We start from the raw sequence: 23,382 nt of genomic DNA, 5'->3' as shown, positions 1-23,382 counted from the left end.
GCCAATCTCAGTTCGGAATGTGGCACATGTGCGTAACTGGTGGCGCAAAGACGGCCCAGACCGGCGGTAACGGCCGCAGCGAAAACCTTAGGCGATCATTTGTGTACGGACTTCCCCTTCGGCCGTGGGGCGGGTACGAAAAGACAGGGCGCGTCTGTCTGCACCATAGCCGCCCGATGACTTTGCCACCACGTCGCCTTCATTTTAAAAGGCCCGTTCGTTCAGAAAGACCCGCCCTATGACACCAGAAGCCCGGATTGCGGCGGCCATCGAGATTCTCGATGAGATTTTTTCAGGGGTTCCGGCAGAACGGGCGCTGTCATCTTGGGCGCGGGGCCACCGCTTTGCCGGATCGGGCGATCGGGCCGCGTTGCGGGACCATGTTTTTGATGCCTTGCGCTGTCGGCGCTCGTTTGCGGCGCTGGGTGGTGCCGAGACCGGGCGCGGGGTGATGATCGGGGCGTTGCGGGCCGCAGGGCGCGATCCAGTGGACCTGTTCACCGGTCTGGGCCATGCGCCGCCGCCCCTTGGCCCCGATGATGGCGAGGGACAGGTGCCGCCGCCCGACAGCGCCACGGCGCTTGATTGTCCCGACTGGCTGTTGGACGATCTGCACCAGTCGCTGGGCCAAACCTGTCTGCCGGTCCTGCGGGCCATGCGTCAGCGCGCGCCAATCTTCCTGCGGGTGAACCTGCGCCTTGCCGATCTGACATCGGCGCAAGAGCAGTTGGCGACCGAGCAGATCGTCACCGAGCCATCGCCGCTGTCGCCATCGGCGCTGGAAGTGGTGTCCGGGGCGCGGCGTATCCGGGGTTCAAAGGCGCTGGCATCGGGGATGATCGAATTGCAGGACGCGGCCTCGCAGGCGGTGTCTGATCTGGTGCCGCTGGGCGATGGTCAGCGGATGCTGGATTACTGCGCGGGCGGCGGTGGCAAAACGCTGGCCGTGGGCGGACGGGTTCGCGGCAAGTTCTTTGTGCATGACATTGAACCGCGCCGCATGTCCGATCTTCCCGTGCGCGCCGCCCGGGCCAAGGTCACGGTGACGCCGGTGTCTGGCGCGGCGGTGGATCGGGCCGCGCCCTATGATGTGGTTCTGGTGGACGCGCCCTGTTCCGGCAGTGGGTCGTGGCGGCGGGATCCGCAAGGGAAATGGGCCCTGACCCGGGACCGTCTGAACGACCTTACTGAGGTACAGGCGCAAATCCTCGACCGCGTGGCCGCCCTGACGGCGCCGTCCGGCCAGATCGTCTATATGACCTGCTCGTTGCTCGACGCCGAAAATCAGGCGCAGGTTGACGCCTTCCTAAACCGCCATCCCGGATGGACCTGTAGTTTGCGGCGGTGGTTCACCCCATTGCAACAGGGCGACGGCTTTTTCGCAGCACGCTTGACAGCGCCAGATCGGACGAACACGCTGTAAGAGTAATCATTTCAGCGTCGTGCAGTGAGATTTTGCTTAAGCTGGGATTAACCCAAATCGCATTATGGCTGAATCTCATCGCCCGTGGGAGGAGCCATGCAGGATGTCGCTGCACGTCGACAGGAGTCCTTGATTCAGATCGAAGGTTTGGCGCGGATCGCCCGGCCCGCTGCACTGGCCGGACTAGGGATGCTGCTGATCGGGTTGAACCTGCCCGGCGCGGGTATTCCTCAGCTGATTTGGGCGACCGGGGCTGGGGTCTTGCTTGTCGCGATCCCGGTCGTGATTGTGGCGCTGGGGCATCGCGGCTGGTGCCGGCTTCGGGGCGCTGCCGTCCGGCGCTTTATCGATGCCGATCATTGCAGTGTGGTCATCACGGATGCGGGCGGGCAGGTTCTAATGGCCAATGCCGAATCAGAACGGCAGTTCGGAATCCGGGAAAATGCCGAATTGGCCCAAGGTTTGACGGGCCTTTATGCCGCCCCTGCGACAACCCTGCGCGATCTGACGGCCCGGGCCGGGGCCTCTGGTCTGGCCACCACGGATCGGGTCTGCCGGAATGGCCAGATTCGATTGTCAGTGGCGGGATTGGGCGACGGGACCTATCGCTGGCGGTTGGAGGATATGTCGCCCAAGGGGGCTCAGATTGGTCTCATGGCGATCGGCCTGCCAATGGTCGTCGTCTCCGATAGTGGCCGGATTTTGGCCCGGAACCCGGCAATGGATGCGGTGATCGATCCCGAGGCGGTTCAGATCGACGCGGTGGTGGCGGGGCGCGAAATCCAATCGGGTGACGTTCACACGATTGCCACCCGCGATGGGTCGCAACGGTTCCGGGTGCTCGATCTTGGGGCCGAAGCCTCCGGTTCTGAAAACGCTACCATCGCCGGCAACCGGGAGCTTTATTTGCTTCCGCCCAATTTCGGCGGCGTCGACAGTACCCAACGCCTGTTCGATACGCTGCCGGTGCCGTTGTTAAAGATTTCGGCCAGTGGCGTGGTCCTCGTTGCCAATCAAAGCGTCTGCGCCTTGCTGGGACGGGACATCCAACAAGGGACGTGGCTGTCCGACTTGGTCTCGGGATTGGGGCGTTCGGTGACCGAATGGTTGCAGGATGCCGCCGCGGGCCGGGGGCTGAACCAGTCGGAATTTCTTCAGGTTCGTGGCCGGGACAGCGATCTCTTTGTACAGGTCTCGCTCAAGCGGGTGGTCGAACAGGGCGAGAAATGCTTGGTGGCGGTGCTGACCGACGCGACCGAATTGAAGACCCTTGAGGCGCAATTCGTCCAGAGCCAGAAAATGCAGGCAATCGGGCAACTCGCGGGCGGGGTTGCGCATGATTTCAATAATCTTTTGACCGCGATTTCAGGCCATTGCGATCTGTTGTTGCTGCGCCATGACCAGGGCGATCCGGAATACGGCGATCTGGTTCAGATCCATCAAAATGCCAACCGCGCCGCTAGTTTGGTTGGCCAGTTGCTTGCCTTTTCGCGCAAACAGACCTTGCAGCCTGAGGTCATTGATCTGCGCGACGCGTTGTCCGATCTGACGCATCTGTTAAGCCGTCTTGTGGGCGAGCGGGTACAGTTGACGCTGCGCCATCACCGAAGCCTGCCTTCAATCCGCGCGGACAAACGCCAGTTGGAACAGGTGATCATGAATCTGGTGGTCAATGCGCGGGATGCCATGCCCGATGGCGGCGAGGTGGTTCTGGAAACCGAAACGGTCGGTCTGGAGCAGGACCTGCGCCGCAATCGGGCGGTGATCCCGGCAGGCGAGTATGTGCTGGTGCGGGTGGCCGATCAGGGGATGGGAATCCCGGCAGAGAATCTGCAAAAAATCTTTGAACCGTTCTACACCACAAAGAAAACCGGCGAGGGCACTGGGCTTGGTCTGTCCACCGTTTACGGCATCGTTAAACAGACCGGCGGCTTCATCTTCGTGGAAAGCGGTAAGGGGACGGGGACCGTCTTTACCCTGTATTTCCCGGCCTTCTCGCCCGAGACACAGACGGCGACGCCTGCTGTGGCCCGCCCACGACTGCCAGACCCGGCATCACGGCGCGATGGTGTGGTGTTGTTGGTCGAAGACGAAGCGCCGGTTCGGGCGTTTGCGTCGCGTGCCTTGCGCCTGCGCGGCTATACCGTCCTTGAAGCAGACAATGCCGAGGCCGCCCTGAGCATTCTGTCGGATCCGTCCCTGTCGGTGGATGTGTTCGTGACCGATGTGGTGATGCCCGGCATGGATGGCCCAACTTGGGTGCGCGAGGCGTTGGTGGCGCGGCCCGAGACACGGGTGGTATTCGTCTCCGGTTACTCCGAGGATGCCCTCACCGATCTGCAGGAGCGAATCCCCAATTCGATCTTTCTGCCGAAACCGTTCTCGCTTCAGGAACTGACCGCCACCGTTCAGCGGCAGATGGGGTGATTCACCCCATCGATGGTAAGGATTTGTTTACCGTCTTGGCCCAAGTCTGGTGTCGTTAAGATTTGGGTTGATTTGTGGTGAATGGATGGCCATACAAGTGGGAACAAGAGTAGAACATAGATAGTATTGCCGACCGGTAACGGGCGTGAAATAAGGACAGGACAAATGGCCAGCGCGAACCTTCTCAATCTGGGCGGATCTAAGGATATGGACAAACAGAAAGCCTTGGACTCGGCGCTGTCGCAAATTGAGCGGCAGTTCGGCAAAGGCTCGATCATGCGTCTGGGGCAGGAAGGTGCTGTTCAGGACATTCCCTCGACCTCCACCGGCTCCCTCGGTCTTGATATCGCGCTGGGGATCGGCGGACTGCCCAAGGGGCGGATCATCGAGATTTACGGGCCTGAAAGCTCGGGCAAGACGACGCTGACGCTGCATTGCATTGCCGAAGAACAGAAAAAAGGCGGGGTCTGCGCCTTTGTTGATGCGGAACACGCGCTGGATCCGCAATACGCCCGCAAGCTTGGCGTCAATTTGGATGAATTGCTGATCTCGCAGCCCGACACGGGCGAACAGGCCTTGGAAATCACCGATACATTGGTCCGCTCTGGCGCGGTCAGCATGGTCGTGGTCGATTCCGTGGCGGCCCTAACCCCCAAGGCTGAACTTGAGGGCGACATGGGCGATCATCAGGTCGGGGCGCAGGCCCGTCTGATGAGCCAAGCCATGCGGAAGCTGACCGGGTCGATCAGCCGGTCCGGGTGCACCGTGATCTTCATCAACCAGATTCGGATGAAAATTGGCGTAATGTTTGGCAGCCCAGAGACCACGTCGGGCGGAAACGCGCTGAAGTTCTATGCCTCTGTCCGTCTGGATATCCGCCGGATTGGCGCGGTCAAGGACCGTGATGAGGTGATCGGCAACGCTACCCGAGTCAAGATCGTGAAAAACAAGGTCGCCGCCCCCTTCAAGGAGGTGGAATTCGACATCATGTATGGCGAAGGCATCTCCAAAAATGGCGAGTTGATCGATCTGGGCGTCAAAGCCGGTGTGGTCGAAAAGTCGGGGTCTTGGTATTCCTATGGCGATGAGCGGATCGGACAAGGCCGCGAGAACGTCAAAAATTACCTCGCCGCCAACAAACGCATCGCCTATGAAATCGAAGATAAAATTCGGGCGGCCCATGGCTTGGATTTCGATATGCCTGCCTTGCCTGAGGGCGATGGTGACGCGGTCGTCGAAGGCTAAAATTCGGCCCGTGATCCTGTGACCCCGGTTTCGGCGCCCACCGCGCCGGAACCTCCACTGGACGCGGCGGTTGATGCCGGTGATTTTCGAGGTGGTACTTTGGAGATGGCCAGTGCCCGGATCCCACAGGCTAGTCTAACCAGAAATTCTTAACGTCGCAGGCCCGGCCGCCGTTGGGGTCGGGCGAAGGCAGCGTCATTTCAATTGGCTATGCAACGCTGGCGCGCCGTCGCGGACATGTCGCGGCCCGGGCCGGCCAAGCGGGCCTTGAAGCGCGGCGATGATTGGGGTCAACTGAGGGGGCAGGGGCTGCGTGCCCCGCGCCCCCATTGCGCCGCGACAAGGACAGCATGACCGTTTCCTCCCCTCCCGCCTCGCCGCGTTCCGGCCGGTTTCCCCGGGTCGCTACTGTCGGGCTTTCTGGCCTGCTGGTGCAGTTCTCGGACCGGTTGGACGAGGCTGCCAATCGAGCGGCACTGGCCTTTCGCGCGGCGATTGACGTGGAAGCATGGGAGGGCGTTGCGGAAACCGCGACCTCGCTGACCTCGACCTTCCTGCGCTTCGATCCGCTTCAATTGGCGCCGGACGATCTGTCCGCCCGCGTGACGACGCTTCTGGCCAGTCGTGACTGGTCCGCTGCCGACCTGCCACAGCGGCGGCGGCGCTGGCGCGTGCCAGTGGCGTTTGGCGGCGAGGCCGGCCCGCAGTTGGACGAGGTCGCCGGTCTGGTTGGGCTCAGCCCCGAGGACGCCGCTGCCCAAATCACTGCGCAGCCGGTCCGGGTTCAGACCATTGGTTTCGCCCCCGGCCAGCCCTATCTCGGCACGCTCCCCGAGGCATGGGACATCCCCCGCCAAACCGACCTGACCCCAATGGTGCCACAAGGGGCGCTGGTGGTTGCGATCCGGCAACTGATTGTGTTCTCAAATGCCACTCAAACCGGCTGGCGGCAGATCGGCCTGACCGGGTTTCGCTGCTTCCGGCCCGATGCCGCTGCGCCCTTCGCCCTCAATGCCGGCGATGACATTCAATTTACCCCTGTGTCCGCGGACGTATTGCACCGGATGATCGAAGACGACCCCGAGGGCATGGGCGGTGCCACCGTTGAGGCCCTGTCATGAGCGCCGATAGCCGCAGCATCACCGTCGACAGTATCGGTCCGGGCGTCACCATTCAAGACGGGGGGCGGCCAGGTCTGCTTTCGGTCGGCTTGTCGCGCGGCGGCGCCGCCGATGTCGCCGCATTGCGCGAAGGCGCCGTGTTGTTGGGGCAATCGGCCGATCTGGCCGCGTTGGAACTGGCCGGGATGGGCGGCAAATTTCGCGCCAGCTGCGATCTGCGGTTGGCCCTGACCGGCGCGCCGATGGTGGCGACGCTGGAGGGTCAGCCTCTACGTTGGAATGCGGCGCATCACTGGCCCGCTGGCACCCAGTTAAGCATCGGCGCGGCCCGCACTGGGGTTTATGGCTATCTGCATCTGGGCGGCGGGCTCGACACGCCGCTGGTCTTGGGCGCGCGCTCGGCCCATCTGGCAGGGGGGGTGGGGCGCCCGGTCGCGGCGGGCGATACGCTGCCGGTCGGACCTGACCCGAACCTCTCCGCCCCGGCCCAGTATCTGCCGGTGCCTGATCGCTGCTCTGGCGGTGTCCTGCGCATCGTCGCGTCGGCGCAGACCGACCTGTTCACCCAAGCGGAACGGGCGCGCTTCACCGCCACCGTCTTCACCCGGGATCCGCGCGGCAACCGTCAGGGGGTGAGGTTGGCATTTGACGGGGCGCCGTTCGCTGTGGAGGGCGGCTTGAATATCCTGTCCGAGATTGTGGTGCCGGGCGATGTTCAGGTCACTGGTGACGGCAGTCCATTCGTGCTGCTGGGGGAATGTCAGACCACAGGCGGCTATCCCCGAATTGGCACCGTCTTGCCGGTTGACCTGCCGCGCGTGGCGCAGGCCGCCCCGGGCACCGCTTTGCAATTTCAATTTGTGTCGCTGGCCGAAGGGCTGGCCATCACCCGTGCCGCCGATGCGGCCACCGCCCGTCTGTCCGGGCAACTGGCACGTCTGATCCGGGACCCCCATGATATCCGCGATCTGCTGTCGTACCAGCTGATCGGTGGCGTCACCGCCGGGCACGAACTGAACGAGGAGCCACCTAAGCCATGACCTCACCCTCTCTTCGCGTGGATCTGAATGCGGACATGGGCGAGGCGTTCGGTCCGTGGCCGATGGGCAACGACGCCGCGCTGCTGAAGATCGTAACCTCGGCCAATATAGCTTGTGGCTTTCATGCCGGTGACCCGGATGTGATGGCCCGAACCATGCGGCTGGCGGTGCAAAATGGCGTCGGCATTGGGGCCCACCCCGGGTTTCCCGATCTGCAAGGCTTTGGGCGACGGCGGATGTCGTTGGGCGCAGACAGTCTTGCCAATGCGGTCCGCTATCAGCTTGGCGCGGCGCAGGCGATGGCCCGGGCGGCGGGCGGCACCGTGCGGCATTTCAAACTGCATGGGGCGCTGTCGAACATGGCCACCGAGGATCCGGAACTGGCGCGGATTTGCTTTGGTGTTGCACGCGCGGTTGCGCCAGAGATTATCCTGATGGTGCTTGCTGCCACCGGAATGGAAGCGGTCGCCCGTGACATGGGCGGTCCTTATGCCGCTGAAATCTTTGCTGATCGCGCCTATAATGAGGATGCCAGCCTTGTGGATCGCAGCCTGCCGGGGGCGGTGATCCACGACGCCGATGCGGCGGCAACGCGCGTGGTCGCAATGGTTCGCGATGGCGCGATCCTGACAGCCAGTGGGGCCCGCATTCCAACCCGGATCGACACCATTTGCCTGCATGGCGACACGGCCGAGGCGGTGGCGATTGCGTCGGCCACCCGCGCCGCCCTATGCGACGCGGGGATCGCGGTGCAGGCGTTGTAAGGTCTGGCGGCGATCACATTCAGCCGGTGGGGGTCTTGGGCTAAATCCCCCTGAGCACGCCGCAGTCGCGCCGCGGATCAGGCCCGGCGGCGCATCACCATTCCCGCCAAATTGGTTAGGGCAAACAGGATCGCGGCCACGCAAATAATCGTCGGTCCCGCCGGAGTGTCTTGCAGATAGGATAGGCGCAAGCCGATCAAGGCCGAGGCCGCGCCAAACCCGGCGGCCAGCAGGGCCATGATCTCTGGCGTGCGGCTAAGCGGCCGGGCGGCGGCGGCAGGCACGATCAACAGCGCCGCGATCAGCAGCACGCCGACCACCTTGATTGCCACCGCCACGACGACCGCCAGCGCGACGGTCAGCACCAGTTGCTCGCGGCGCGGGTTCACCCCGCAGGCATAGGCCAGATCCGGCCCAAGCGTTGCAGTCAGCAGCGCGGACCAGCGCCAGTACAGCAGCCCCAGCACCAAGGCCGCTCCGCCCCAGATCACCATCAGATCGCCGCGGCTGACCGCCAGAATATCGCCAAAAAGGTAAGCCATCAGATCGAGCCGGACCCCTTGCAGGAACGACACCGCCACCAAGCCAAAGGCCAGCGCTGAATGGGCCAGAACCCCCAGCATCGTGTCGATGGCAATCCCGCGCCCGCTCAGCCCCGACACGATCAGCGCCATGATCAGGGCCACGGCCATCGCCCCGGCGAACACCGGCAGTGACAGGGCCAAGGACAGGGCGATGCCCAAAATCGCGGCATGAGAGGTGGCATCCCCGAAATACGCCATGCGCCGCCAGACCACGAAACAGCCCAGCGGACCTGCGGCCAGTGCGACGCCGATCCCGGCCAAGGTCGCGCGCATCAGAAAATCATCCAGCATCAGTGCGGCGCTCCGGTGGTGTGGGTATGGGTGCAGTCCGGGCCATGGCTGTGGCCGCTCTCATGGGGGGGATCATGTGGCGGCGATGCGGCCCCGTCGTCATGACTGTGTGTATGGTCGTGGCGGTACAGCGCCAGCGCGCCGCCGGTGCCGGAGCCAAACAGCGCCCGGTATTCCGGGGCCGAGGCAACGACGTCGGGCGTGCCGTTGCAGCAGACATGGACGTTCAAACAGATCACTCGGTCGGACGCGCTCATCACCACGTGCAATTCATGGCTGACCATCAGAACCGCGCAGCCCAATTCGCGCCGGACCTGTTCAATCCGGCGATAAAATGCCGCCGATCCGGGCTGGTCCAAGCCGGTGGTCGGCTCGTCAAGGATCAGCAGGGCGGGGCGCTCGAGAAGGGCGCGGGCCAGCAGCACCCGGCGAAATTGCCCGCCCGACAGCGCCGATAATTGGCGCTGTGCCAGACCGTCGGCTCCGGCATGGATCAAGGCCTCGGTGATGTCGCGGGCAGGGCGGCGATGGGGCAGGCCCAAAAACCGCCCCGCCGTCATCGGCAAGGTCGGGTCAATGGCCAATGTCTGCGGCACATAGCCGATGCGAAGCCCCGGCTGGCGACGTACCGCGCCCGATTGCGGCTCGACCGCGCCGATGATGCAGCGCAGCAGCGTCGTCTTGCCCGAGCCGTTCGGCCCGACCACGGTCACGATCTCGCCCGGGGCGATGGTCAGGCTGACATGGCTCAAGGCCTGATGCCCGCCCAGTCGAACGCTGACATCTTGCAATTCAATCAGGCTCATTCTGCGGCTCCGTGGTCGCGGCAGGTCGGGCACAGGCCTTCGGCTTCCATCACGGCGGTTTCGATGGCAAAGCCCAGATCCCGCGCCGCTTCCCCCAACCGTCCGGCTTGCGGGCTGGTGGGGGCTTCGACCACCGCGCCGCAGACCCGGCAAATCATGAACGCCGGCGAATGCGCCGCCCCCGGCAGGGAACAGGCCACATAGGCGTTCAACGTCTCGATCTTATGGGCGAATCCGTTGCTGACCAAAAAATCCAGCGCCCGGTAAGCCACCGGCGGCTGCGAGCCCAGCCCCTCGCGGGCCAACTGGGCCAAAATATCATAGGCGCCCATCGCCCGGTGCGCCGCCAGCAAAATTTCCAACACCCGGCGCCGTACTTTGGTCAGTTGCAGTTTGTTCCGGGCGCAGTAGTCTTCGGCTGCCTGCAGGGCCCCGGCGACGCAGACCGCGTGGTCGTGATGGTGAAATCCGATGCCGGACATGGGCGCTCCTGATTGGCTGTTGATATAGTATAACATCGCATGTTAGGAACGTCGAGTGTTATAGTATTACAAGGAATCGTCATGCGCCTCTCCCGTCCTGCCGTCTTGCGTCTCGCCCCGCTTGGGCTGTGCCTTGCCACGCCCCTTGTGGCCGAGGTGCCGTCCGTGGTCACCGATATTGCCCCGGTCCACGCGTTGGTGGCCACGGTGATGGGTGATCTGGGCACGCCTTCGGTGTTGGTCCGCCCCGGCGAGTCGCCCCATACCTATGCCCTGCGCCCGTCGGATGCAGGCGCGTTGCAAGCGGCGGATCTGGTGGTTTGGGTCGGTCCCGGCCTCAGCCCATGGCTGGGCGATCCGATCACAACGCTGGCCCCTGAAGCCACGGTCGAAAACCTGTCCCAGACCCCCGGCATCACCGTGCTGCCGCTGCGCGAGGGCGCGCGCTTTGATGCCCATGATCACGCCCATGACGATCATGACGATCACGACGACGATGACCATGACGATCACGCCCATGACGACCACGATGCCCATGACGACCACGACCACGACCACGATGCAGACCACCACGCCGATGGGGAGCATGACCACGACGGGGATGCTCAAAGTGACCACGACGACCATGATCACGCCGATGGCGGCGTCGATCCGCATCTGTGGCTCGATCCGTCCAATGCCCAAGTCTGGCTGACCACCATCGCCGGGCACTTGTCTGACCTCGACCCCGATAATGCCGCCATCTACACAGCCAATGCCGAGGCGGGTGTGGCGGCTCTTGATCAAGAGATCAGCCGCATTGATGCGCTGCTGGCCCCGGTCCAAGGCCGCGCGTTCATCACCTTCCATGACGGTTATCAGTATTTTGAGACCCGGTTTGGCTTGGCCGCAGCCGGGGCCATTACCCTCAGCGATGCCAGCCCGGCCAGCGCCGCCCGCATCGCGGAAATCCGCCAGACCGTCGAGGATCTGCAGGTCGTCTGCGTCTTTACAGAACCGCAATTCAGCCCGGCACTGGTGACCACGGTTCTGGACGGATCAGACGCCAACAGCGCAACCCTTGATCCGTTAGGGGCCGATTTGACGCCGGGACCGGGCCTCTATCCCGCCCTGATTGGCGCCATGGCGCAAAACATGGCCGAGTGCCTGTCGTAACGGGAGAAGACCCGCGCCTTAGGCGTCGGTGAATGTGCTGGGGTCGGGACCAATGCGCCCGGCTCCAGTATCCAGCCGGGCGATGGCCATGTGATCCTCTTCCGATAACGTGAAGTCCAAGATCGCCCGGTTCGCGGCAATATGCGCCGGGGTGCCGGAGCGGGGGATCGCGATCAGCCCCTGCTCCAGATGCCAGCGCAGCACCACTTGCGGCACCGATTTGCCCAGTCGTGCGGCGATCCCGGCCAGGACCGGATCATCGTCCAGATTGCCTTGCCCAAGGGGGCTCCAGCTTTCGGTGCGGATGCCCAGCCGTTCATGCAGTGCCCGCAAGCTGCGCTGCTGAAATCGCGGGTGCAGTTCGATCTGGTTCACGGCGGGTGTGACGCCGCTGTCGTCAATGATCCGGTCCAGATCCGGGGCGCGAAAATTCGACACGCCGATCTGCCGGACCCGGCCTTCGCTTTTCAGCCGCACCAAGGCCTTCCAACTGTCCTCGAACAATCCAGCCTCGGGCACCGGCCAATGGATCAGATACAGATCCATGACCTCAAGCCCCAGACGCTGCATTGAGCCGTCAAACGCCCGCAAAGTGGCGTCATAGCCGTGATCGTCGTTCCAGACCTTGCTGGTGATAAACAGGGCGTCCCGATCGACCTCGGCGGCACGCACCGCCTGTCCGACCCCGGTTTCATTGTCATAGGCCTTGGCGGTGTCGATCAGGCGATAGCCGCATCCGATGGCGTGCCCCACCATCTCGGTGGCTGCGGCGTCGTCCAGTCGCCATGTGCCGAAGCCCATCTTCGGAAAGGCGGTGCCGTCGTTCAGGGAAAGGGTGGGATCAGGCTGCATGGGGGGCGCTCCGGTAGGGGACTGCGGGCAGCTTACCGCACCGCCCGCAGTCCGCAAAGCCCCAGTGCAGATGGGCCGGTCAAAGGTCCGACGAAAGTCCGATAAAAGTCCGACGTTAGTCCGACGCAAATCCCCGAGCGTTTCCAACTACATAGACGCCGCGCACCGCCCGGTCGTCGCCCATCATGATGGTGGGGAAAACCGCCTCCCAAATATCGGTGGCGCGGGCGCTGCGTTGGGCGATGGATGGGGTCGAGGCCAGATCCAGCACCACCAAATCCGCCGCCATTCCGGGGGCCAATGTGCCGATCTCTGCCTCCATCCGCAGCGCCCGGGCGGACCCCGCCGTTGCCAGCCACAGCAACTGGGCCGGGTGCAGCGGCGTGCCGCGCAATTGCCCAACCTCATAGGCCGCCGCCATGGTCCGCAGCATCGAAAAACTGGACCCGCCGCCCGTATCTGTCGCAAGGCCAACCCGTTGACCCGCCGTGCAAAAATCCATCGCGGCAAACAGGCCAGAGCCAATAAACGTGTTGGATGTCGGGCAGTGGACCAAGCTGGCATCCACCTCGGCCAGCCGGGCGATCTCGCGCGGTTCCAGATGGATCGCGTGACCATAAAGCCCGCCCGGTCCAAGCAGCCCGTGGGCTTCATAGGTGTCCAGATAATCGCGCGCCTCGGGATACAGCGTCTTGACCCAAGCGATCTCGTCGGTTTGCTCGCTCAGATGGGTCTGCATCAAGCAATCGGGGAATTCCGCCCAAAGCGCCCCCATCGCCGCCAGCTGATCGGGGGTCGAGGTCGGGGAAAAGCGCGGTGTGATCGCGTAACGTGAACGTCCCCGTCCATGCCATTGGTTCAACAGGGTTTTGCTGTCGTCATAGGCGGTCTGTGCCGTGTCCAGCAATCCGTCAGGTGCGTTCCGGTCCATGCAGGTCTTGCCGCCCACCACCAACATGCCCCGCGCCGCCGCCGCCTCGAAAAACGCGGTGACGCTGGCGGAATGGACGGTACAAAAACTGGCAACACTGGTGGTGCCATTGGCCAGAACGGTGTCGAAATACAGATCTGCCATCGCTCGGGCATAGGCCGGATCGGCGAATTTTAGTTCTTCTGGGAAGGTATAGGTGTTCAGCCAGTCGATCAGCCGTTTGCCCCAACTGGCGATCATTCCGGTTTGCGGATAATGCACGTGCGCGTCGATGAATCCCGGCAATATCAACCCATTGCCGTGGTCAATGACAGTGGCGTGCGGGTGCGCCTGCTTCAAGGTGGTGGCCGGTCCGACCGCCGTGATCCGCCCGTCTGCGATGGCGACGGCACCATGCGCCTCATAGATCACCGCATCATCCCAGTGGGTCGCAAAGGGATCGCCGTGAAAGCATAGGGTTTGCCCGGTCAAAAGGGTGGTAGGGGTCATCTCGGGGTGTCCTTTGCGATTGGCTGGCGCCATGGAACGCCAACCGGACGCCCGCGGCAAGGCCCGGCAGGCGGTGTTGCTGGTCTTGCCCCCCATGGCACCGTGTCGCAGTCCGGCCAACGGGACGGTCTTTGTGCTGTTGCATCCATAGTGCACTCGATAAGATATGAGAAAAAGAGGGATCCCATGTCCGACACCCCAGACCCCGAAGACCAGATCTCCCATGACGCTATTTCTGACGCACAGCGCGAAGACCTGATCAGCGCGGCGATCGACGCCGAAGACGCCGTCGCCCTTGGCGCGATCCTTGATGAGATGCACCCGGCCGACATCGCCGACGTTCTGGAACAGGTCGGCCGATCCGAACGCGAGGCGCTGCTGCGGCTCTGGAAATCCGATCGGATCGGTGAGGTTCTGTCGGAACTTGACGAAGGTCTCCGCGACGAAGTCATTGAAATCCTTGGGCCTGACGCTTTGTCCTTGGCCATCCGTGACCTTGAAACCGACGATGTTGTCGATCTGGTTCAGGACATGGACGAGGACCAGCAAGAGGTCATCCTCGAGGCGCTGGATTCGGTTGATCGGGTCGCGGTTGAGCAGGCGCTGGCCTATCCGGAATACTCGGCAGGCCGGTTGATGCAGCGCGAGGTCGTGACCGCGCCGGAAGACTGGAGCGTCGGTCAGACCATTGATTACCTGCGCAACCACGACGATCTGCCCGAGCAGTTTTATCACATCATTTTGGTTGATCCCCGGATGCGCCCGATTGCCAATGTGACGCTGGGCCGGATGCTGGCCGCCCCCCGCGCGTCCTTGCTGCGTGATATTCCCGAAGACACGTTTTTGACCATCCCGGTGGCGGAAACCGAAGAAAACGTCGCTTATGCCTTTAATCAGTATCACCTGATTTCCGCGCCGGTGGTGGATGACGCGGGGCGTCTGGTCGGGGTGATCACCATCGACGACGCCATGATTGTCATGAGCGAAGAGCACGAAGAAGACATCCTGCGTCTGGCCGGTGTCGGCGAAGGCAGCCTGTCGGACACGGTGATTGAAACTGTGCGGGCGCGCTTGCCATGGCTGGCAGTGAACTTGCTGACGGCAATTTTGGCCTCCATCGTGATTTCGGGCTTCGAAGAGGCGATCTCGATGGTGGTGGCCTTGGCGGTGCTGATGCCGATTGTGGCCTCCATGGGCGGAAACGCCGGAACGCAGGCCTTGACGGTCGCCGTCCGCGCCTTGGCGACGCGCGATCTGACCGGGTCGAACATGGCCCGGGTGATCCGGCGCGAGGCATTGGTCGGGCTGGCCAATGGTGTGTTCTTTGCCATCGTCATGGGGTTGATCAGTGCGGTCTGGTTCGCGTCCTTCACCTTGGGTTGGGTGATCGCTGTCGCCATGGTCATCAATCTGTTGGTGGCCGGTCTGGCCGGCATCCTGATCCCGGTGGTTTTGGATCGGTTGAAACTTGACCCGGCGTTGGCGTCGGGAACCTTTGTGACCACGGTGACGGATGTGGTCGGCTTCTTTGCCTTTCTCGGATTGGCCAGCAAGGTGTTGCTATGACAGATTTATTATCCAAAAAAATGGCGGCACGGCAGGCTGCGGTGGTTCGGCGCGCGGCGGCCCATGCTGGGATCGATCAAACCGGGGCGCATCGCCATCTTTGGGCTTTTTTGGCGCCCTATGCCGGGCAGGCTTTGGCGGGCTACATGCCCATTCGCACGGAAATCGATCCTCTGCGGGTGATGACGGGCTGGGCGGCAGAGGCTTCTGTCTGCGTGCCGCAGATTGTTGGCGCGGATCAGCCCTTACAGTTTCTGCGCTGGCAGCCGGGCGCTGAGATGACGCAAGGGGCGTTCAATGTGCCAACCCCTGCCGAAGCTGCGCCGCTCCTGCCGGCTGTGGTCATTGTGCCGCTGCTGGCCTTTGGTCCAAACGGGGCGCGGCTGGGTTATGGCAAAGGCCATTATGACCGGACGCTGGCGGCGCTGCGGACGCAGCATCCGGTGCTGGCGGTGGGCTTTGCCTTTGCCGACCAATTCGACTCCGATCTGCCGCAAGAGGCGACCGACCAACCGCTGGATGCGGTGATCACAGAGCGCGGGATTGCATTTCAGGCCGCCCCTTAATTTCGCGCCAAGCGGCCTTGGGTCAAAAGGTCCGGCAAAACCGCTTGCCCCGGACCGGTCAGCCCCCTAACCAAGGCGCATGAGAATTCTCTTTCTTGGCGATGTCATGGGGCGCGCGGGTCGCTCTGCCGTGACCGAACGCTTGGCTGGTCTGCGTCGCGACTGGCGGCTGGATTTCGTCGTCATCAATGGCGAGAACGCAACTGCCGGTTCGGGATTGTCGCCCGACCATGCCAAGGCCTTGTTTGAGGCCGGGGCCGATTGCGTGACGCTTGGCGATCATGCCTTCGACCAGCGGGACATGCTGTCCCATATCGGTAAAGAATCCCGGATCGTGCGGCCGCTGAATTATGCCCGCGGTGCGCCGGGGCGGGGGCATGGCGTTTACCGGCTGCCCGATGGCCGCAAGATTCTGGTGATGCAGGCCTTGGGGCAGGTGTTCATGAAACGCCCGTTCGATGATCCGTTTTCGGCGGTGGAACCGGTGCTGAAAGCGCATCCGTTGGGCGGCATGGTTCAAGCCATTTTGATCGATGTCCATGCCGAGGCCACCTCGGAAAAAATGGGCATGGGGCATTACTGCGATGGCCGCGCTTCGCTGGTGGTGGGCACCCATACCCATGTACCGACCGGGGACGCGATGGTGATGCCGGGCGGGACCGCCTATCAGACCGATGCTGGCATGTGCGGCGACTATAATTCCGTCATCGGGATGGAAAAGGCCGAACCCTTGCGCCGCTTCGTCACCGGGATGGGGTCTGGCCGGTTCACGCCCGCCTCGGGCGAGGCCACCCTGTCGGGGGTTTTCGTCGAGACAGATGATCGCACCGGCAAGGCCCGCACCGTTCGCATGGTCCGCGAAGGCGGTGTTCTGCAGGCTTCGGCCCCTTGATCGCTGCCGAAAGCGCAGCGAATGCATCACGGACGGGAGCGGAACAAAAAACGCAGGCTTGCCGTTCCGTTCCTGCTGCGGGATGATCGCCCGTCGAGTGTGTGAGGCGGCTCTATGAGTGAACTTCTGGGGATTCCCCATGCAGATGCGATCGCCGCACTGGTGATTGTGTTGGTGATGTTTGTGGGCTTTCTACAAGATAAATACCCCGCCGAAGTGGTGGCCGTCAGCGGCTGTGCCACCATGTTGGTGTTGGGAATCTTGCCTTATGAGAGCGCTTTGGCGGTGCTATCGAACCCCGCCCCTTGGACAATCGGGGCCATGTTTGTGGTCATGGGGGCTTTGGTACGGACCGGGGCCCTGGACTGGTTCATCAAGAAAATTGAAAGTCTTGCCCGGCGCAGCCCGAAAATGGCCATTGCTGCGCTGATCGCGTTTGTCGCGCTCGCCTCGGCGTTTGTGTCGAACACGCCGGTGGTGGTGGTGATGATCCCGGTCTTCACGCAACTGGCGCGGACCTTGGGTAAGGCCCCATCCAAGCTGTTGATTCCGTTGTCGTATGCCGCCATTCTGGGTGGCACCATGACCCTGATCGGCACTTCGACCAACCTGCTGGTGGACGGCGTCGCCCGGTCGCAAGGGCTGGCCGCCTTCACCATCTTCGAGGTCACGCCGCTCGGGCTTGCGGTTGTGGCGTGGGGCATGATCTATCTGGGGGTGATCGCGCCGTGGCTTCTGCCGGAGCGGGACAGCATGGCGAGCCTGCTGTCTGGTCGCAGCGGGATGAAGTTTTTCACCGAAGTCGCCGTTCCCGAAGACAGTGCCCTGATCGGGCGTGATGTCACCGATGTCGACCTGTTCAAGCGCGATGGGGTTCGGCTGATCGACGTGCTGCGCGGCGACGCCTCGCTGCGGCGCGACATGGCGCAAGTGTCGTTGCAAGCCGGGGACCGGGTGGTGCTTCGGACCCAGATGGCGGAATTGCTGGGGCTGCAACAGAACCGTGACCTGTCCATGGTCGATAAACTGTCATCCGTTGAAACCACCACGGTTGAAGTGTTGATTACCCCCGGATGCAAGATGATCGGACGCTCGCTTGGGGCGCTGCGCCTGCGGCGGCGGTATGGCGTCTATCCGCTGGCGGTGCATCGCTCGAATCAAAATATCGGCCGACAGATGGATGATCTGGTGGTGCGGGTGGGCGATACCCTGTTGTTGGAGGGCGCACCCGCCGACATCAAGCGCCTTGCCACCGACATGGATCTGGTCGATGTCTCGACCCCGTCTGACCGGGCGTTCCGACGCGGCCATGCGCCGATCGCGATTGTCTGTCTCACCGCGATCGTGGCTCTCGCCGCCTTCGGTGTGGCGCCGATTTTGGTTTTATCGGTGGTTGCGGTCGCCGTGGTGCTGCTGACCCGGTGCATCGATGCCGACGAGGCCTTTGGCTTTATCGACGGACGCTTGCTGGTGCTGATTTTTTCCATGCTGGCCATCGGTGCCAGTCTGGAGGCGTCAGGCGCTGTGTCGTTGGTGGTTGGCCGGGTGGCCCCTTCTCTGGCTGGATTGTCGCCGTTCCTGCTGGTCTGGGCCGTGTACCTGTTGACCTCGGTGTTGACCGAGATGGTGTCGAACAATGCGGTGGCCGTGGTGGTCACGCCCATTGCTATTGGGTTGGCGCATGAGCTGGGTTTAGACCCTCGGCCTTTGGTGATCGCGGTTATGATTGCGGCCAGCGCCAGTTTCGCCACGCCCATCGGCTATCAGACCAATATGATGGTGTTTGGTCCCGGCGGCTATCGCTTCACAGACTATATGAAAGTGGGCATTCCGCTGAACCTGTCAGTGGGTATTCTGTCGGCGCTGCTGATCCCGCTGCTCTGGCCCTTGTGACGGGCTTTGGCCTTGGCACGCTGCCTCGTGCGTGTTGCCAAGGCTTGCGGGCCGTGCCTTCGGTGACATATAGAGACCGAAATCGGGCAATTCGAAGGATCTTGGGTCATGGCAGGCCACTCAAAATGGGCAAACATCCAGCATCGTAAAGGGCGGCAGGACGCGGCGCGCTCCAAGCTGTTTTCGAAGCTGTCCAAGGAAATCACCGTCGCCGCCAAGATGGGCGAACCTGACCCGGACAAGAACCCGCGTCTGCGTCTTGCGGTGAAAGAAGCCAAGTCGCAATCCGTGCCCAAGGACGTGATTGATCGCGCGATCAAGAAGTCACAGGCTGGCGATGCCGACAACTATGATGAGATTCGCTATGAGGGCTATGGCCCGAACGGTGTTGCTGTGATCGTCGAGGCAATGACCGACAATCGCAATCGTACGGCAAGTTCGGTCCGTTCGACCTTTGCCAAGCTTGGTGGCAACTTGGGCGAAACCGGCTCGGTGTCCTTTATGTTCGATCGTATGGGCGAAGTGGTCTATCCGATTTCGGTCGGTGATGCCGACACGGTGATGGAAGCCGCGATCATGGCCGGCGCGGCCGATGTGGAAAGCAATGACGAAAGTCATGTCATCTACACCGCCGACACCGATTTGAACGAGGTGTCCAACGCCCTCGAAGCGGTATTGGGCGAATCTGAATCGACTAAGCTGATTTGGAAGCCCCAGACCGTCACCGAACTGGATCTGGAATCGGCCACCAAATTGTTTCGCCTGATCGAAGCTTTGGAAGATGATGATGACGTTCAGATCGTCACCGCCAATTTTGAGGTGTCGGACGAGGTCATGGAAGCGATGTCGGCTGGCTGACACCCCTGCAATGAGGGGCCGTGCCCAGCGTGCCAACGCAGGTACGGTCCGATAAAAGTCCGACGAAAGTCCGACAGAAGTCCGACGCGGCAGGGGGGGCGGCGCATGACTAATCTGCGATCTTGCTGCCGCCTCATCTGGGTGGTCCTGCTGGGTGTTGCGACGCCGCTGGCCGCCGACCCGGCCTTCCGCGATCTCAGCGACACCCTGCCTGTCACCCATGTCTATGCCGGCGGATGGGAGCATTTTGTCGGCGGCGGCGTTGCAGTTTTTGATTGCGATTCCAACGGCTTTCCGGACCTCTACGTTGCAGGCGGTGACAATCCGGCCCGGCTGTTGCGCAATACCACGCCAAGCGCGGGCGCGCCTTTGTCCTTCGATTTCCCAGAACCGCCCGGTCTGGGCCTGACCGGTGTCACCGGCGCTTATCCCCTCGACATTGATGGCGACGGCCATCTCGACCTTTTCGTGATGCGGGTCGGCGCCAACGCCGTCTTTCGCGGCCTCGGCAATTGCCAATTTGAACCTGCCGACGCGGCATGGACCATTGCCCCGGGTGCGGGATGGACCACAGCATTTTCTGCTACTTGGGAGGGCGCGGCCGCGCGGCCGACATTCGCCGTTGGCAATTACGTTGACCGCGCCGATCCGAACGGTCCGTTCGGCGCTTGCGACACCCATCAGTTGTTTCGTCCCGGTGGGGACGGCTATCTGCCGCCAGAGACGATCGCGCCCGGTTTTTGCACTTTGTCGATGCTGTTCACCGACTGGCGCGGATCCGGCCAGCAGGACCTCTGGATCAGCAACGATCGCCATTATTATGTCACCGAGGGCCGCGAGCAACTGTTCCGCGTGTCGCCGGTCTTGCAGGAATACGGCGACGGCGACGGCTGGCTAACCCAAAAGCTATGGGGGATGGGCATTGCGTCTCGGGACATCACCGGCGATGGGGCGCCAGAGATTGCCGTGACCAGCATGGCGGACCAAAAACTTTATAGTCTCACGACGTCGGACGGGGCGCCGACATATCAGTCTATCGCATGGCCGCGCGGCACCACGGCACAATTGCCCTATATCGGTGACGAGGGGCGGCCCAGCACCGGCTGGCACGTTCAATTTGGCGATGTCGATAATGATGGCCGCGATGACCTGTTCATCGCGAAGGGCAACGTTGATCAGATGCCCGATAGCGCCATGGCCGACCCCGACAACCTGCTGATGCAGCAGCCAGATGGCATTTTTCTTGAATATGGCGATGGCGCGGGGGTTGGCTCGACCGCCCGCGGGCGGGGCGCAGCCGTGACCGATTTGAACCGGGACGGCCTGCTTGATCTTGTCGTGGTGCAACGGCGTGCGCCGCTAAAGCTTTATCAAAATGTCACCACCGGGGCCGGAAACTGGCTGAAACTGCGTCTTGAACAGGCGGCGGGAAATCGGCATGCGGTGGGCGCCAAGATCGAAGTACAGGCTGATGGAGTGTCGGCGCTTCGCGAGGTGCAGGTCGGCGGCGGTCACGCAGGCGGGCAGGCGGGGTTTGCGCATTTCGGTCTTGGAGCGGCAACCTCGGCGCGCGTTCGCGTGATATGGCCAGACGGCACCGCCGGGCCGTGGGCGTCGGCCGAAGTGAACGGTCACGGGGTGATTGCACGGGCGGGCGAAATTGAGACCGTGACATGGGACGGCCCAAAATACTGAGCGTGGGGTGCGGCCCGGTGTGGAGGCCGTCTGAACTATCGCGTCACCTCGTAAGGCAGCGTTCCGCGTTGGTTCGGATCGATGGTCAAGCTGCGCTCCAGCGGTGGCACCGAGCGTTGGTGGCAATCGGTCCGTTCGCAAATCCGGCAAGAAATTCCAATAGGTTCAAAGGCTCGGGCATTGCCGAGGTCGAGGTCGTCGGCATAGACAAGGGCCCCGGCGTGGTGGACCTCGCAGCCCAAGCCGATGGCGTAACGCCGGATCGGTGCATGGAAACTGCCGCCGGATTTTGAAACATCCCGGGCGAGGCAAAGATACTGCACCCCGTCCGGCGTTTCGGCCAGTTGTCGCAAGAACCGACCGGGGGTCTCGAAGGCGCGGTGTACGTTCCACAACGGGCAGGCGCCGCCAAAGCGGGCGAACTGCATCAAGGTGGCGGAATGACGTTTGGTGATGGTTCCAGCTTGATCGACGCAGACAAAAAAGAACGGAATGCCCTTTGCGCCGGGGCGTTGCAGGGTCGACAGGCGATGCGCGACCTGCTCAAGCGAGGCACCAAACCGTTCGCCGAGCACTTCAAGATCATGGCGTGCGTCCTGCGCGGCTGCCAGAAACCGGGTATAGGGCAGAAGGGCCGCACCAGCGAAGTAATTGGCCAGACCGATTTGGGCGATGGCGCGGGCGTCTCCCGATTGAAAGCGCGCCAGATCCAAGGTGGCTTCCAGCAAATCCGTTTGGGTCAAAAGCGCAACCTGATGCAACAATTGGAAGGTCTGAGTGGCCGGTGACGCCCGTTGCGCAAGGGTCAGGCGACGCCGCACCGGATCATAGCTGCGCAGCTTGGGCTGGTCGGCAATCGTGACCTCAACCCCGATCGCCGTCAGCGCAGCCACCCCGCGCGCCCACAAACCCATCGGACCCGACCCGACCCGTTCCAGGGTCGAGAACCTTTCCGCCGCCCGGTCCACCGCATCGATGTAGTTGTTGCAATAGTGAAAAAAGTCCCGCACCTCTTCCCACGGCGATGCGACGCGGTGGGCGCCGCCGCGACCCAACGCTTCGTCCAATGCGGCCAGACGTTCATGGCCTTGCCGATAGGCCCGGTGCAATTCCAGAAACGCCCGCGCCAGAGCCGGGGCATTTGAGGCGGCCAGTTGCAGATCGGCCAGCGGCGGCTCAGCATCATGAAACACGGGGTCGGCCAAGGCTTCACGCATGTCGGTGACCAGTCGTTCGGCATCGCCAGTGCTGAGATCGGTGACATCGACCCGGTATTCCCGCGCCAAGCCAAGCACAACACCGGCAGACACCGGACGGTTATTGTTCTCCATCTGGTTGAGATAGGGCAACGATACACCGAGCCTGTCGGCGAAGGCCCGCTGCGTCAGTCCCAGCCCGCGGCGAATCTCGCGCAGCTTCGCGCCGGCATAGAGTTTCTGGGGTGTCATTGGCGGCCTTTCAGAACTGGCATCGGCATCCGTCGTGTTTAACGGGTCCCGATCTCCCTGCAAACCTGAAGCCGCATTGGACGGTTTGTGGTGAGATTAGAAAGACCAGTCCTTCCGAATGTAATCATTGGAATTTCTCTGTCGGGGAATGATCGGACGTTTATCGGACTTTCGTCGGGCTGATAATCGGTGCCCCGCGTGGGACAGTTACCCCGACGCCGGCTGTGCGATTTGGATCGGGGGCGGCTGAGCGCAAGGCACCGGTGGGATGGCTTGTTTAAAGGGTGCTCTGAAAATTTGGCTCGGCTCTGACCTGTCCCGAGAGTGGAGCGTTGTAAGGTCTAAAGGGGGGCACCTCATCGTTGACGCTGGAATGACGGTTTTGATCCTGTGCGGAGCGAAGCCTTGCAGAAAGCAAGTCACCCGGTCGAGGTTCAGCCAGCCCATACGGATCTGCTAAGTCATGACGGTGCAGCGGTTCTGTAGGCCCGGTCTGATCCAGGTCGCCTCCGATCCAAGCGCAGATGGGGGGGGGCTTATCAGTCTAGCGAGATTGACGGAAAAATAGGCGACCGATGGGGTAATTCTAAAAAAAATGCCTCGCCCCGAAGAAAAAGCTTGCGCCTCCGGGGCGAACTCCCTAGATACGCCTCTACCGGACACGGCGCCAACGAGACTGCGGCGCTGGGGACGGGGATCGGGACCGGCGGCGAGTTGGTTCTGGTGCGATGTTGGAGACGAGTGTGAGCGGGCAGCGCTTTTATTGAGCGCCACCTGTGAATTTTTGCCTCTTGCATTGACGAGGTTTTCGGGGTTTTGCCCCACGTTGTTTGACAATTTGTAATCTGAAGAGA

At 62.5% G+C, this 23,382-nt stretch carries 19 protein-coding genes; 13 read left to right on the top strand and 6 right to left on the bottom strand.

Annotation, left to right across the window (positions count from 1 at the left end):
* Positions 1–238 precede the first annotated feature (238 nt).
* The 6 genes from BV911_RS14600 to BV911_RS14575 all read left to right on the top strand — a co-directional run bounded on the left by BV911_RS14600 (position 239) and on the right by BV911_RS14575 (position 8,020).
* Positions 239–1,423, top strand: coding sequence for an RsmB/NOP family class I SAM-dependent RNA methyltransferase (locus BV911_RS14600; RefSeq protein ID WP_086054364.1), 1,185 nt, complete (start codon positions 239–241; stop codon positions 1,421–1,423).
* A 189-nt stretch (positions 1,424–1,612) separates the two neighbouring features.
* Positions 1,613–3,850 (top strand): ATP-binding protein, encoded by a 2,238-nt coding sequence (locus BV911_RS14595; RefSeq protein WP_205963864.1) that lies wholly within the window; start codon positions 1,613–1,615, stop codon positions 3,848–3,850.
* A 165-nt stretch (positions 3,851–4,015) separates the two neighbouring features.
* On the top strand, positions 4,016–5,095 hold the full coding sequence (recA, locus tag BV911_RS14590) for a recombinase RecA (protein WP_086054362.1): 1,080 nt from the start codon (positions 4,016–4,018) through the stop codon (positions 5,093–5,095).
* A gap of 350 nt (positions 5,096–5,445) precedes the next feature.
* A complete protein-coding gene (locus BV911_RS14585) occupies positions 5,446–6,216 on the top strand; it encodes an allophanate hydrolase subunit 1 (protein WP_086054381.1) in 771 nt (256 codons plus the stop codon).
* Complete coding sequence (locus BV911_RS14580; protein WP_086054361.1) at positions 6,213–7,256, top strand: biotin-dependent carboxyltransferase family protein; 1,044 nt, start codon at positions 6,213–6,215, stop codon at positions 7,254–7,256. The genes BV911_RS14585 and BV911_RS14580 overlap by 4 nt, the downstream gene beginning before the upstream one ends.
* A complete protein-coding gene (locus BV911_RS14575) occupies positions 7,253–8,020 on the top strand; it encodes a LamB/YcsF family protein (RefSeq protein WP_086054360.1) in 768 nt (255 codons plus the stop codon). The genes BV911_RS14580 and BV911_RS14575 overlap by 4 nt, the downstream gene beginning before the upstream one ends.
* A 77-nt stretch (positions 8,021–8,097) precedes the next feature.
* On the opposite strand, the gene BV911_RS14570 is transcribed toward BV911_RS14575, so the two are convergent.
* From BV911_RS14570 to BV911_RS14560, 3 genes are read right to left on the bottom strand one after another with little or no spacing between them, the layout of a single operon-like run.
* On the bottom strand, positions 8,098–8,895 hold the full coding sequence (locus tag BV911_RS14570) for an iron chelate uptake ABC transporter family permease subunit (protein WP_086054359.1): 798 nt from the start codon (positions 8,893–8,895) through the stop codon (positions 8,098–8,100).
* The gene (locus tag BV911_RS14565) at positions 8,895–9,701 is read right to left on the bottom strand and encodes a metal ABC transporter ATP-binding protein (protein WP_086054358.1); all 807 of its coding nucleotides are present in this window, start codon (positions 9,699–9,701) and stop codon (positions 8,895–8,897) included. The genes BV911_RS14570 and BV911_RS14565 overlap by 1 nt, the downstream gene beginning before the upstream one ends.
* Complete coding sequence (locus BV911_RS14560) at positions 9,698–10,183, bottom strand: Fur family transcriptional regulator (protein WP_086054357.1); 486 nt, start codon at positions 10,181–10,183, stop codon at positions 9,698–9,700. Before BV911_RS14560 ends, BV911_RS14565 begins: the two co-directional genes overlap by 4 nt.
* An 81-nt stretch (positions 10,184–10,264) precedes the next feature.
* On the opposite strand from BV911_RS14560, the gene BV911_RS14555 reads away from it, so the two are divergent.
* Entirely contained in the window at positions 10,265–11,338 is a 1,074-nt protein-coding gene (locus BV911_RS14555; protein ID WP_086054356.1) for a zinc ABC transporter substrate-binding protein, read from the top strand.
* Between the two features lie 18 nt (positions 11,339–11,356).
* Here the strand turns inward: BV911_RS14555 and BV911_RS14550 are convergent, their stop codons facing one another.
* Positions 11,357–12,190, bottom strand: a complete 834-nt coding sequence (locus BV911_RS14550; RefSeq protein WP_086054355.1) for an aldo/keto reductase — start codon at positions 12,188–12,190, stop codon at positions 11,357–11,359.
* A gap of 115 nt (positions 12,191–12,305) precedes the next feature.
* Positions 12,306–13,610 carry a guanine deaminase gene (gene guaD, locus BV911_RS14545; protein ID WP_086054354.1) on the bottom strand — a complete coding sequence of 435 codons (1,305 nt, stop codon included), beginning with the start codon at positions 13,608–13,610 and terminating at the stop codon, positions 12,306–12,308.
* Between the two features lie 186 nt (positions 13,611–13,796).
* Between guaD and mgtE the strand changes: the two genes are divergently transcribed.
* The 6 genes from mgtE to BV911_RS14515 all read left to right on the top strand — a co-directional run bounded on the left by mgtE (position 13,797) and on the right by BV911_RS14515 (position 21,080).
* Positions 13,797–15,176 carry a magnesium transporter gene (mgtE, locus tag BV911_RS14540; RefSeq protein WP_086054353.1) on the top strand — a complete coding sequence of 460 codons (1,380 nt, stop codon included), beginning with the start codon at positions 13,797–13,799 and terminating at the stop codon, positions 15,174–15,176.
* On the top strand, positions 15,173–15,742 hold the full coding sequence (locus BV911_RS14535) for a 5-formyltetrahydrofolate cyclo-ligase (protein ID WP_086054352.1): 570 nt from the start codon (positions 15,173–15,175) through the stop codon (positions 15,740–15,742). The genes mgtE and BV911_RS14535 overlap by 4 nt, the downstream gene beginning before the upstream one ends.
* Before the next feature lie 79 nt (positions 15,743–15,821).
* Positions 15,822–16,634: a TIGR00282 family metallophosphoesterase gene (locus BV911_RS14530; RefSeq protein ID WP_086054351.1), complete on the top strand. Its 813-nt coding sequence runs from the start codon at positions 15,822–15,824 to the stop codon at positions 16,632–16,634.
* Positions 16,635–16,748: 114 nt separating this feature from the next.
* Positions 16,749–18,527, top strand: coding sequence for an SLC13 family permease (locus BV911_RS14525; RefSeq protein WP_086054350.1), 1,779 nt, complete (start codon positions 16,749–16,751; stop codon positions 18,525–18,527).
* A 108-nt stretch (positions 18,528–18,635) separates the two neighbouring features.
* Positions 18,636–19,385, top strand: a complete 750-nt coding sequence (locus tag BV911_RS14520) for a YebC/PmpR family DNA-binding transcriptional regulator (RefSeq protein WP_086054349.1) — start codon at positions 18,636–18,638, stop codon at positions 19,383–19,385.
* Between the two features lie 105 nt (positions 19,386–19,490).
* Positions 19,491–21,080, top strand: coding sequence for a CRTAC1 family protein (locus BV911_RS14515; RefSeq protein WP_086054348.1), 1,590 nt, complete (start codon positions 19,491–19,493; stop codon positions 21,078–21,080).
* 35 nt (positions 21,081–21,115) lie between these two features.
* On the opposite strand, the gene BV911_RS14510 is transcribed toward BV911_RS14515, so the two are convergent.
* A complete protein-coding gene (locus tag BV911_RS14510; protein WP_086054347.1) occupies positions 21,116–22,528 on the bottom strand; it encodes a short-chain fatty acyl-CoA regulator family protein in 1,413 nt (470 codons plus the stop codon).
* Positions 22,529–23,382: the final 854 nt, after the last annotated feature.

It is taken from the genome of Pseudoruegeria sp. SK021, from assembly GCF_002119405.1.
In the GTDB taxonomy this organism is placed as follows: domain Bacteria; phylum Pseudomonadota; class Alphaproteobacteria; order Rhodobacterales; family Rhodobacteraceae; genus Meridianimarinicoccus.
This window is presented reverse-complemented; position numbering and strand designations above follow the sequence as displayed.